Here is a 12744-nt window from a genome sequence, read left to right as displayed (position 1 = left end):
CGTACTCCTTGGATTCGATGGTTTTCATGCCGGTACTGCCACGCTGCTGATCAATCGTTTGATTTCAGGGACGCAGGAACCGCATTGGGTGCCGCAACCGAGTTCCTGTTTCAGGCCATCCAGATTCAGCCCGCGTTCGATACCGGCGCAGATACGGCTCTGACTGACGTCCATGCAGTTGCAGAGCGTCTTGTCCTGCTGATTGCTGGCACCGCCGGGCGGCGCGCTGAGCGGCGCGAGGAACCAGCGGCGCAGCTCTGCATCGGCTTCGCCGCTTTGCCAGACGCTGCGCAGCCAGTTGCGTGCAGCGGTTTCGCCGCTCAGGCGGATGGCGGTAATGCGGCCGTCTTCGATTTTTACCCGTTTGCCAATGGCCCGGCCTGCGTCGTCGTAACGCAGTACCGGGCCGCTATCCAGACCGGTCAGTGCGTCTATCTGGGTCAGTAGGGTCGCATCGGGTGGCGTAGCGGCGGCAGCGCGTATCAGCAGCGCTGGGCGGTCACGCCCGATCAATCCCATGCCGAGGTAGTCGAGGCTTTCGCATAGCGGGCGAATCGCTTCAAAGCGTTGCTGTACCCGAGCTTCTACCAGAACGAACAACTCCCAGGGCAATTCTGCGCGGTGAATATTGACGCTGCTTTGTTTCAGCTCGGGCTGCTTGGATAGTGGATCGAAAGCGGGTTGGGTCAATACATTGCTGCCCAGTCCCTTGAGAAAGCGATCACCCCAGTGCATGGGCAGAAAGGCCTGGCCGGGGCGGACTTGCGCATCGCTTTCCAGCGGTAGAATCAGCTCGCCACGGCGGCTGGTGACGCGCACCAGATCGCCCTCGCTGAGGTTGCGGCTGCTCAACTCGTCAGGATGCAGGCTGAGTAGCGCTTGCTCCACGTGGCCGAACAATTGCGCTGCGGTACCGGTGCGGCTCATGCCGTGCCAGTGATCGCGCAGGCGGCCGGTATTGAGGATCAGCGGAAACTGCGCATCGCGCGTTTCCTGCGGGGCGCGGTAGGGTTCGGCGACAAACCGCGCATGGCCATTGTCGGTGGCAAAGATGCCATCACTGTACAGGCGTGCGGTGCCCTGGCCGGTCTCGGCGTTAAAGGGCCATTGTTGCGGGCCCAGGGTGTCGATCAATGCATGGCTTAAGCCGCTGTAGTCCAGATCGCGGCCTGCGGTGAGTGCCTTGTATTCGTCAAAGATCTGCGCGGGGCTGGTGAAATCGAACAGGCTGGGTTGCCCGGGGCGCAGCTGTTTTTCCAGCCGCCGGGCGAAGTCGCAGACGATCGCCCAGTCTGGCCGCGCGTCGCCGGGCGCCGGCACGGCTGAACGCACATGACTGATGCGCCGCTCGGAGTTGGTTACGGTGCCTTCCTTCTCGCCCCAGCTGGCGGCAGGCAGCAGCAGGTCGGCGTAACGGCAGGTTTCGGTGGTGAAGAAGGCTTCCTGCACTATGACAAAAGGGCAGGCGGCGAGGGCTTCGTGAATCAGCGTCTGGTTTGGCATTGACTGTGCAGGATTGGTACAGGCGATCCACAGCGCCTTGATGCGGCCGCTGCGTACGCCTTCAAACAGCTCAATAGCAGACAGGCCGACGTTGGCGGGCAAGGATTCCACCCCCCAGTAGTCAGCTACCTCGGCGCGGTGCTCGGCGTTGCCCGCCTCACGGTGTCCTGGCAACAGGTTCGACAGGCTGCCGGTTTCGCGGCCGCCCATGGCGTTGGGTTGGCCGGTGAGCGAGAAGGGACCGCTACCGACCTTGCCGATCTGACCGGTAGCCAGATGCAGGTTGATCAGCGCGTTGTTCTTGGCGCTGCCGGCGCTGGACTGGTTGAGTCCCATGCACCAGAGCGACAGAAAGCTGGGCGCGGTGCCGATCATTCGCGCGGCGCTGTGCAGGTCGTCTTCGCTGATGCCGCACAGCTGCGCAGTGATGGCCGGGCTGTAGTCACGCACCAGGGTTTTCAGTTGATCAAAGCCGTCGGTGTGAGCCTCGATAAAGTTGCGATCAATCCAGCCCTCCCAGAGCAGCAGATGCAATATGCCGTGGAACAGAGCCACATCGGTGCCGGGTTCGATGGCCAGATGCAGATCGGCGATCTCGCAGGTGTCGGTGCGGCGTGGGTCGATGACGATGACGCGTTTGCTCGGATCGGCCGCCTTGGCGGCTTCCAGCCGGCGGAACAGCACCGGGTGGGCGAATGCCATGTTGCTGCCAGCGATCAACAGGCAATCGCTCTGCTCAATGTCTTCGTAGGAGCAGGGCGGCGCGTCGGCTCCCAGGCTGCGCTTGTAACCCACCACAGCGCTGGACATGCACAGGCGCGAGTTGCTGTCGATGTTGTTGGTGCCGACCAGCGCGCGGGCCAGCTTGTTGAAACAGTAGTAATCCTCGGTCAGCAACTGACCGGAGATGTAGAAAGCGACGCTGTCGGGGCCGTGCTCGGCGATGGTGCGGCCGAATACCTCGGCGGCATGCCCCATGGCACTGTCCCAGTCGGTGCGGCTGCGGCTCAGGCCCTTGCCCAGGCGCAGCTCGGGGTATAACGCCCGGGCAGACAAATCGCCGGTCTTGTGCAGGGTGGCACCCTTGCTGCACAGGCGGCCGAGGTTGGCGGGGTGCGCCGGGTCGCCGGCCACATCCAGCACGCGCTCGCCGTCATGCTCAATCAGTACGCCACAGCCGACGCCGCAGTAGCAGCAGGTGGAGGCAGTGAACTGCGTGCTCATTGGCGGATGTCCTTGTGGTTGTTGATGGCTATCTGCACGCGCCCGGCTTCGATGCGGGCGGGGTACGTGTTGCTGCAACCGATGTCGGGCGTTAGGGCTCGGCCACTGTCGAGCTGGATTTGCCAGTTGTGCTGCGGGCACACCACGAGGTTTCCGATGACAACGCCTTGGGAAAGTGACGCGCCCTGGTGCGGACAGCGATCATCCAGGGCGAAGACCTGGTTGGCACTGGTGCGGAAGATGGCGATGTCGCCCTTGGGTGCCATAACCACGTGGACGCCTGATGGCGGGATCTCGTCGAGTGCGCAGATATCGACCCAGCTCATGCACTCACCCCTCTCAGGTCTGCTGAGACAGGGCGCTCGACGCCGAGCGTATGCTGATCCTCATGCTCGTTCTTGACGCTTGCATCGGTGCTGGTGGCCTCGATACAGGCCTGACCGAACATCATCTGGTCGCGAATCTGGCTGATATTCTGGTTGTCCCTGACCATACGGAAGTACCAGGCGCCGTCGCTGGTGTCGCCGTACAGGCAGGCGCCAACCAGCTTGTTATCCTTGACCACTAGTTTTTTGTACACGCCGCCGATGGGGTCGGACAGAGTGATGGTTTCGGTGCCCTCGGCGCCCATGAATTCGCCGGCGGAGAACAGGTCGATGCCGGTCACCTTGAGTTTGGTCGAGGTCACCGAGCCTTGATAGCGGTCATAACCGAGCATTGCCAGGTGGTTGGCGCAGACCTTGGCCTGCTCGAACAGGGGCGCGACCAGGCCGTAGGCGATACCCCGGTGGCTGGCACATTCGCCGATGGCATAAACGCGCGGGTCAAAAGTCTGCAGGGTGTCGTTGACCAGAATGCCGCGGTTGCAGGCCAGGCCTGCGCGCTCTGCGAGTTCGATATTGGGGCGTATGCCGGCGGCCATGACCACTAGATCGGCCGGGATGACGGTGCCGTCCTTGAACTTGACCGCGCAGACGCGGCCCTCGCCATTGTCGATGAGAGAGTCGGTAAATTGCGGCAGCAGAAACTTGAGGCCGCGTTCTTCCAGCGAACGCTGCAGCAGTTCGCCTGCGGTTGGGTCGAGCTGTCGGTCCAGCAGCCACTCGCCGATGTGCACTACGGTCACGTCCATGCCGCGCAATTTCAGGCCATTGGCCGCTTCCAGCCCGAGCAGACCACCGCCAATCACCACGGCGTGCTTGTGGGTGGTGGCGGTGTCCATCATCAGCTGGGTATCGGCAATGTCGCGGTAGCCGATCACGCCGTCCAGTTCATTGCCGGGGACCGGCAGCATGAACGGAGTGGAACCGGTGGCCAGCAGCAGGCGATCGTAGCTGGCTTCGGTACCGTCTTCGGCGATGACCTTGCGGGCACGGCGGTCGATCTTGCTCACGCGCTTGCCCAGGTGCAGGGTGATGCCGTTTTCCTGGTACCAGCTCAGATCGTTGAGCACGATCTCTTCAAAGGTCTGCTCGCCGGCCAGTACAGGCGAGAGCATGATGCGGTTGTAGTTCGGGTGCGGCTCGGCACCGAATACCGTTATGTCGTAAAGGTCTGGGGTCAGTTTGAGCAGCTCTTCCAGGGTGCGTACCCCGGCCATGCCGTTACCGATCAATACGAGTTTGAGCTTTTGCATTGTGCGTGCTCCGCCTGAAGCCAAAACAAAAAAAGGCGTCCCCCTGCTCACGCAGTAGGGACGCCTTTGTCCAGGTCCTGTTCGATCAGGAAGGCAGGGTCATCGCCGTTGACAGCCCCGCATTGTAGTCGTTGATTAACGATGCAGTAGTTAAAGCAGGTTCTGTGCCACTCCGGTCAACCCCGGTATTCAGGCGCCTGGCGCAAGCAGCAGAGGTCTGCTGCTGCGATTTTCTGCACTGTCATGCAGCGCTTCGCACCGGCTTGGGGCGGTTATTGATTCAGCAGCAGAATCGCCAGCAGCAGGTTCAGCGCCAGTGACGCCATAGCGAAGTAACGCCAGAAGCGCAGTGGGTCGCGCTGTAGCAGAGGCTGATGGCTGGTGTGCAACGGTCGGCTCTCGCCCTGGGCCAATTCCAGCAACCATTGCTCGGCGGTTTCAAAGCGCTCCCTGGGCTCAAGCGCGACGGCGCGCAGCAGCAGGTCATCAAGCCAGGGCGGCACGTCTGGGCGGTAGCGACTGGGGGGCACTGGCTTACCGAAACGCGGCCGCTGGAAGGCTTCGACTTCACCATAGGGATAGTGACCGGTCAGCAGAAAGTATAGCGTCACGCCGGTGCTGTAGATGTCCTGCTGGGCGTGCGGTTCGGCGCCGTTCAGTACCTCCGGCGCCATATAACTCGGGGTGCCCGGCGCCTTGCCGTTTTGCGCCTGGGTCAGCCCGGGGCAGAAGGTCAAACCGAAATCGAGCACACGCAACTGACCGTCATCACCCTGATGCAGGTTTTCCGGCTTGATATCGCGGTGAATCAGGTTGCGCTGATGCAGTTTGCCAACCGCCTTGATCAGTTGCGCTGCCAGTTCGCGCCAGGCTGGGATGCTCAGCAGCCCGTGCTTACGGCGCTGCTGCTCGAGTGTTACGCCAGCGTATTCACGCATCACGTAATACAGGTGGCGGCGCTGCGGCAACGGGTGCAGTTCCGGGATAAAGGCGCTGGCGACGCGGCGCATGAACCATTCTTCCAGCACCAGTGCCTGACGCGCCTGCTCGTCGTTGTGCAGTGCCGCGGGCAGGGTTTTCAGCAGCCAGGTCTGGTTGAGCTGATCCCGTACCCGGTAGAGCACGGATTGACGCGATTCCGCGCGTACGTTCACCACTTCCCAGCCTTCAAAATCCTGCCCGGTCTTCAGTAGCGGCGGCAGTGCGCGTTCATCCAGCGGTGCCAGGGCATCGCCCAGGGAAGCCTCGGGTAACGCATCGACACGCACCAGCAGGGCGCTAGCGTTGTCCTGGCTGCCGGCACGGTAGGCCCGTTCCAGCAGGTGGGTGCATACCTGCTCAAAGGGTTGCTCCTGCAGGCATTGTAGAATCTCGCTGTCCTTCAGTACCGCCCAGATGCCATCGCTGACGAGCAGCAGTTGGTCGTCGCCCCGCAGCTCACCCTCGCTGTAATCCATCAGCAGGTGTTCATCCAGGCCCAAGGCGCGTTTGAGTACGTGCTCCATGCCTGGCTGCTCCCACACGTGCTCGGTGGTCAGTGGCCGCAGTTTGCCGCTGCGCAGCAGATAGGCTCGGCAATCGCCGATATGCGCCAGGGTATAGCGGCAGCCGCGCAGCACCAGGGCGGTCAGTGTGGTGAGCAGGGGCTGGCCGCCGCCGTTTGCCCGCAGCCAGCGATTGTGAGCAGTCAGCAGCTTGTCCAGGGCCTGCGGTATGGCCCAGGTTTCTGGCGTGGAGTAGTAGTCCAGCGCCAATGCCTGCAGGGTCGCGTTGGCCGCCAGTCCGCCGTCCTTACATTGACTGACGCCATCGGCCAGCGCCAGCAAATGGCCTTTGCTGGCGGCCAGCCGTGGCGCTGGCGTGACCACCCGAATGGCATCCTGATTCTGCGCTCGTGGACCTTTGTCGCTGGCTTCGCTGATACTCAGTTGCAGCGCCGTCATGCGTCAGACCCGAGCAGCGGTGATGGACGAAGCGCCCCAGGTAGAGCGCCAGCGACGCTTGACATTGAACAGGCCAAACCAGGCGAGGATGCCCAGGCTGGCGAACAGCCACAGGCCGAGCTGATAGTCGCCGGTGTGCTGTTTGATCGCACCGAGACCGGCCGCCAGGATGAAGCCGCCCACACCGCCGGCCATACCAATCAAACCGGTCATTACACCGATTTCGCGGAAGAAACGCTGCGGCACCAGTTGGAATACCGCGCCATTGCCCGCGCCCAGGCCCAGCATGGCGCTTACGAAGAAAGTCAGTGCGGCGTACGAGCTGGACAGGTTGAAGCCGACGATGGCGATGCATACTGCGGCAATGCCGTACATGAACAGCAGTGAGCGAATGCCGCCGATACGGTCTGCCAACGCGCCACCGAGAGGGCGCATAAGGCTGCCGGCCATGACGCAAGCAGCGGTGTAATAACCGGCGGTGACCGGGCTAAGACCGTACTGGTCGCTGAAATAGCCGGGTAGGGCGCTGGCCAAGCCGATAAAGCCGCCAAAGGTCACGCTGTAGAAGAACATGAACCACCAGCTGTCGACATCCTTCAGCGCCATGGCGTAGTCCTTCAGGGCCTTGGGTGCCGGCCGGGTGGGTGAGTTTTTTGCCAGCGTGATAAACAGGATCAACGTGATGCCCAGCGGGATCAGCGCCAGGCCGAACACATTCTGCCAGCCGAACAGGTAAGCCAGGCCGGGCGCAAACACGGCGGCCATTACAGTGCCCGAGTTACCTGCACCGGCAATCCCCATCGCCTTGCCCTGGTGCTCCGGTGGGTACCACTGGGATGCCAGTGGCAAAGCTACCGCAAAGGAAGCACCCGCAAAACCCAGGCCCAGACCCAGCAGCAGGGTGTGCTCGTAGGTGTTAACGCCCAACTGCCAGGCTAGCAGTAGAGTAACGATGACAATAACCTGGCCGATGATGCCGGCCGTTTTCGGTGACAGGCGATCTGCCATGAAGCCGAGTACCAAGCGCAGCAGGGCGCCCGCCAGAATCGGCGTGGCGACCATGATGCCCCTTTCCTGTGCGCTTAGGCCCAGATCGGTCGCAATCTGCACCGCAAGTGGGCCGAGCAGGTACCAGACCATAAAGCTCAGGTCGAAGTACAGGAAGGCGGAAAACAGGGTCGGGGTGTGGCCGGCTTTCCAGAAGCTCGTGTTCATATGGCAGTCCTCTCAGCGCCGTCTGGCGCGTTTTGCAGCATGTACTACCCGCTACTTCGGGGCAAAAAAAACGCCATCCCCAACCCCAGAATAGCTCCGGGTTGAGGATGACGTCGTTGTCTGTGTAGGCAACCGCCGTTGGCTGCTTGTTACAGGCCAAGCAGGATACGTGCCAGTAACCCCGGTCTACTCTCCAAGCATCTCGTGCATGGCGATGATCTGCTCGGCCACCTGAATCAGCTTTTGCTGCCGGCTCATGGCCTGGCGGCGCATCAGTGTATGGGCTTCGGCTTCATCGCAGTTTTTCATTTTCATCAACAGGCCCTTGGCTTTTTCTACCCGCTTGCGCTCATTGAGCTGCTGCTCCCGGGCTTGCAGCTCGGCGCGCAGTTGCTGGTCGGTCTCGAAACGCGCCATGGCAACATCGAGTATCGCCTTGAGGCGCGAGCTTTCCACCCCCTCGACAATATAAGCGCTGACCCCTGATTGAATGGCCTGGCGCATGATCGCCGGGTCCTGCTCATCGGTGAACAGGGCGATGGGGTGGGGCAGGTCGCGGCTGAACAGGCAGACTTGCTCCATCACGTCTCGTCCGGGGGAGTCGCTGTCGATCAGGATGACGTCCGGTTTGGCACTTTGTACCCGTGCCGGCAGGTCGATGGTCAGGCCTGATTCGTCTATAACCTCAAAGCCTGCTTCCAGCAGGGCGCCCTTGAGCTTGCCGACTTTTTTTACGGTGTCGTTTATCAGCAGAATGCGCAGCATGATTTATCAAACAATCCTTGATGACAAAATGTCAGTTGGCCTGCTGCAGGGCAGCGGTATCGGTCATGGCGTGCAGTTCAAAGCTGCTGGCGTAGGCGGCGGGGTCACTGCCGTCCCAGATTTTGCCGTCCATCAGGGTACTGCTGCGTAACGGGCTTTCGGGCACCTTGATGCCCAGCGCGCTTGCAGCTTCACGGTAAAGCTGCAGTTGCTGAACCTGACGGGCGAGGCCCTGATAGTCGGGATCTTCGCGTAGCAGGCCCCAACGGCGGAACTGGGTCATGAACCAGGTTCCGTCCGAGAGGTAGGGCACGTTCACCTCGCCGTCGCCGTAAAAGCGCAGGCGGTGCTCATCGCGCCACTGGTTGCCTCGGCCATCCACGTACTCGCCAAGCATGCGCGGCTGCAGCGACTCCAGTGGCGCATTGACATAGTCGGCACCGCTGATCAGCTGTGCGGTGCTGCGGCGATTATCGTCGTTATCATCGATAAAGCGGCTGGCATCGAGGATTGACATGATCAGTGCACGCGCCGCGTTGGGGCACTCTTCGACGAAGCGTTGAGTGGCACAGAGCACCTTTTCCGGGTGGTTAGGCCAGACCGACTGACTGGTGGCCAGGGTGTAACCCATGCCGTCTTCAATCGCGTGGGCCCCCCAGGGCTCGCCGGCACAGAAGCCATCAATTCGCCGTGCGCGCAAATGCTCAACCATCAGCGAGGGGGGGACCACGCGGGTATCGACGTCGCGCAGCGGGTGAATGCCGTTGGCGGCCAGCCAGTAATACAACCACATGGCATGGGTGCCGGTGGGGAAGGTCTGGGCCAAGCAAAGGCGGGTATTGCCCAGCAGTGCGCGTTCAACCAGTGCCTGGCTGCTGTCGACGCCGGTCTCTAGCATGTTCTGCGACAGGTTGATGCTCTGTCCGTTCTGGTTCAGGCCCATCAGCACGGCCATGGGGGTTGCTGCGCTGCCGAGCCCCAGCTGAATGCCGTAGGCCAGACCATAAAGACCTTGCGCCGCATCTAGCTCGCCGCTGAGCAGACGGTCGCGCAGTGCAGACCAGGATTGCTGACGTTGCAGATTCAGGGTCAGCCCGTACGGCTGCGAGAAGCCCTGGGTTGCGGCGACGATCAGCGACGCCGAGTCGGTCAGCGGCATGAAGCCCAGATTCAGAGTGTGTTTTTCCGGGGCATCGCTGCCGTTGACCCAGGCGAGCACATCGTCGCGAGGCTGGTCTGTCTGCTTCATTTGTCGGTCCTGATGCTGCATGAAAAAAGCGCCGCACACCTGCCGGCAGCCGCGCATCTTATAGAGAGATGCTGCTTGCTGCCAGCCAGGGGTACGACGCCGTTGTCGTGGTCTATACCTCAATTAAGAGGCGATGGTTTCAAGATACCAGCAAAGGCTGTGCCAGTCAGCGCACTATCATCACCGAGCGCTTGGACTGCTGCACTACGCGCAGTGCGTTGGTCCCCAACAGGTAGTCTTCCAGACGCTTGCGTTTATGCGAGGCCATGATGATCAGGTCAACGTCGATTTTCTTGGCAACCCGCAAAATAGCCTCGTAGGCCTTGCCGTCGGCGACAATGCGCTGCACTTTCACATCCTTGGGTACGTGCTCCTTGACGAAGGCACGGAGGTTATCGGTCATGGTCTTCTTGGCCTGATCGGCGTATTCCTTGGGAAAGAAACCGCCGACCAGCGGCATGCCAAAATCCGGCAATACGGTAATCACGTGCAGCGAGGCATTGTAGGTCTGGCAGAAGTTCAGCGCGGTCGGCAGCGCCTTGTTCCAGGACTGTTTATGGTTCAGATCAATCGGCAGCAGAATCTTGTTGTACATGGCCGTTACCTCACGCAGTTTTGGCGGTGGCTTTGCTGGTGTCGGCGGGGCGCCGACGCCATTGCAGGCCGATAACCAGCAGGAACACCGCGAGACCTGGCAGCCACATCCATTCCTTGGCCCAGCGGTCTACCGGCGCAAGAATCTCGACGATCTCCTGGTCGAACTGGAAGCCAAGGTCAGCGGCTACGCTGCCGTAGGTGACCATGTCGACAATGGTGCGGTCGCCGTCTTCCATCAGCATCAGCCCCAGGTTGTCCATGCGCTCCTGCGCTGTCTCGCCCTCAGGCACGGGTACCAGTACGAAGAAGGTGCGCGGCTGACCAATATCGTCCTCGCCATTTACCTGTACGCGCAGGTTGCTGCCCTTGTCGACGTTGCCCAGCGCCTGTTCCAGCTGCGCTGGCGGAATGCTGCGATAGGGGTCATGCAGCATGTCCATCCAGAAGCCGGGGCGGAACAGGGTGAAGGCCACCAGCAGCAACAGCAGGCTTTCATACCAGCGACTCTTGACCAGCATCCAACCCTGGGTGCCGGCGGCAAAGATTAGCATGGCGATGGTGGCGACGATGAAGATCAGTATGCCTTGAGCCCAGCTCACATCGATCAACAAAAGATCAGTGTTGAAGATGAACAGGAACGGCAGCGCGGCGGTGCGTAAACTGTAGTAGAAGGCCTGAAAACCGGTGCGTATCGGGTCGCCCCCAGATACCGCGGCGGCCGCGAACGAGGCCAGCCCCACCGGCGGGGTGACGTCGGCCATGATGCCGAAGTAGAACACGAACAGATGCACGGCAATCAGTGGCACCAGCAGTCCGCTTTCCTGACCCAGGGTAACGATCACCGGCGCCAACAGCGCTGATACCACGATGTAGTTGGCGGTGGTCGGCAGGCCCATGCCGAGAATCAGGCTGAGTACTGCGGTCAGCGCGAGCATCAGCAGCAGGTTGCCCATCGACAGGATTTCGACCAGATCCGCCAATACCAGACCCACGCCGGTCTGCGATACCGCACCGACGATGATGCCGGCGGTGGCGGTGGCAATGCCGATGCCGATCATGTTGCGCGCGCCAGCAACCAGGCCTTGCCATAAATCGTCAGCACCGTGCAGCAGATCGGCCTTCATGCTCGACTGCTTACGGAACAGGGCCATCAGCGGTCGCTGGGTAAGAATGATCACGATCATGAACACCGTGGCCCAAAAAGCCGAGAGGCCGGGTGAGAGGCGCTCTACCATCAGACACCAGATCAGCACTATGACCGGCAGAATGTAATGCAGGCCCGACATCACCGTGGGCTTGGTCTGGGGCAGGTGCACCACGGGCGAGTCGGGGTCATCGAGCTCCAGCTCAGGGTAGCGCGAGCCGATCTTCAGCAGGCCCACGTAGACCGCCGCGAGGCCGCCGGCGATCACCCAACTGGCAGCGTCTCCCAGCACGGGTTTCAGCCAGCCCAGGCCGTAGTAGACGCCGAACGACAAAGCCATCAACAGCAGCAGGCCGGTCAGAAAACCGATGATCTTGCGCAGTAAGGGTTTGGGCGGGTTGCTGCTTTGCAGCCCCTGCATACCGGCTTTGACGGCCTCAAGGTGCACGATGTAAATCAGTGCAATGTAGGAAATAAGCGCTGGCAGGAAGGCGTGCTTGATTACCTCGACATAGGATATACCTACGTACTCGACCATCAAAAAGGCCGCGGCGCCCATGACCGGCGGCATGATCTGCCCATTGACCGAGGAGGCCACCTCAACCGCGCCGGCTTTCTCGGAGGAAAAGCCCACCCGTTTCATCATCGGGATGGTAAAGGTACCGGTGGTCACGGTATTGGCAATGGAGGAGCCCGAAATCAAACCGGTCATGCCGGAAGCCACTACTGCTGCCTTGGCTGGGCCGCCACGATAGTGACCCAGCAGCGAAAAGGCCACCTTGATGAAGTAGTTACCGGCACCGGCCTTGTCGAGCAGTGAGCCGAACAGCACGAACAGAAACACGAAGCTGGTGGAAACGCCCAGCGCGATGCCGAACACCCCCTGAGTGGTTAGCCACTGGTGATTGGCCAGCGATTCAAGGCTGACGCCGCGGTGGGCCAGAATGCCGGGCATATAGGGGCCGGCCACCGAGTAAATGATGAAAATGAGCGCCACTATCATCAAGGGCGGCCCGAGCGCGCGCCGGGTGGCCTCCAGCAGCGTCAACAGGCCGATTACCGCAATGACTACATCCTGGGTAATGGGCTTGCCCGGCCTGGTAGCCAGTTCGGCGTAGAAAAAGTACAGGTAGGACGCACAGAACGCGGCCACCAGGGCCAGTACCCAATCGATCACCGGGATATAGTCACGCGGAGAGCGCTTGAAAGCCGGGTAGGCCATGAAGCCGAGAAACACCGCAAAGGTGAGATGGATAGAGCGTGACTCGGTGCTGTTGAACACGCCAAAGCCGAGCATGAAGGGCAGCGGCGAAGCGATCCAGAGTTGGAACAGCGACCAGAGGGCGGCTATCGAGAGCAGGAGTTTGCGTGCCAGTCCTGTGGGTTTTCGCGCACCGGTGTCGCTGGTGGCGACCAGGTCTTCGAGGTCGGTTGAGGTATTGCCTGCTGCGTCGCTTGGTTGGCTCAT

The 12744-nt window shown here is 61.3% G+C and carries 8 protein-coding genes and 1 pseudogene; all 9 read right to left on the bottom strand.

Annotated elements, in window-relative coordinates; translation table 11 throughout:
- Positions 1-24 precede the first annotated feature (24 nt).
- Positions 25-2727: a nitrate reductase gene (locus tag V7747_RS10590; RefSeq protein WP_335616003.1), complete on the bottom strand. Its 2703-nt coding sequence runs from the start codon at positions 2725-2727 to the stop codon at positions 25-27.
- On the bottom strand, positions 2724-3053 hold the full coding sequence (gene nirD / locus V7747_RS10585; protein WP_335616002.1) for a nitrite reductase small subunit NirD: 330 nt from the start codon (positions 3051-3053) through the stop codon (positions 2724-2726). The genes V7747_RS10590 and nirD overlap by 4 nt, the downstream gene beginning before the upstream one ends.
- Before the next feature lie 101 nt (positions 3054-3154).
- A pseudogene (locus V7747_RS10580) lies at positions 3155-4363 on the bottom strand (NAD(P)/FAD-dependent oxidoreductase); the annotation flags it as partial.
- 272 nt (positions 4364-4635) lie between these two features.
- A complete protein-coding gene (locus tag V7747_RS10575) occupies positions 4636-6306 on the bottom strand; it encodes a bifunctional protein-serine/threonine kinase/phosphatase (RefSeq protein ID WP_335616001.1) in 1671 nt (556 codons plus the stop codon).
- Between the two features lie 3 nt (positions 6307-6309).
- A complete protein-coding gene (locus V7747_RS10570) occupies positions 6310-7521 on the bottom strand; it encodes a nitrate/nitrite transporter (protein ID WP_335616000.1) in 1212 nt (403 codons plus the stop codon).
- Between the two features lie 186 nt (positions 7522-7707).
- Positions 7708-8286 (bottom strand): ANTAR domain-containing response regulator, encoded by a 579-nt coding sequence (locus tag V7747_RS10565; RefSeq protein ID WP_335615999.1) that lies wholly within the window; start codon positions 8284-8286, stop codon positions 7708-7710.
- Between the two features lie 31 nt (positions 8287-8317).
- Positions 8318-9535 (bottom strand): CmpA/NrtA family ABC transporter substrate-binding protein, encoded by a 1218-nt coding sequence (locus V7747_RS10560; protein ID WP_335615998.1) that lies wholly within the window; start codon positions 9533-9535, stop codon positions 8318-8320.
- A 166-nt stretch (positions 9536-9701) separates the two neighbouring features.
- Positions 9702-10130, bottom strand: coding sequence for a universal stress protein (locus tag V7747_RS10555; RefSeq protein ID WP_335615997.1), 429 nt, complete (start codon positions 10128-10130; stop codon positions 9702-9704).
- A gap of 10 nt (positions 10131-10140) precedes the next feature.
- Positions 10141-12744: a TRAP transporter permease gene (locus V7747_RS10550; protein WP_335615996.1), complete on the bottom strand. Its 2604-nt coding sequence runs from the start codon at positions 12742-12744 to the stop codon at positions 10141-10143.

Origin of the sequence: Halopseudomonas sp., assembly GCF_036960865.1 — a bacterium.
Classification (GTDB): domain Bacteria; phylum Pseudomonadota; class Gammaproteobacteria; order Pseudomonadales; family Pseudomonadaceae; genus Halopseudomonas.
The sequence above is the reverse complement of the archived record's forward strand: the minus strand, read 5'-3'. Positions and strand labels throughout refer to the sequence as shown.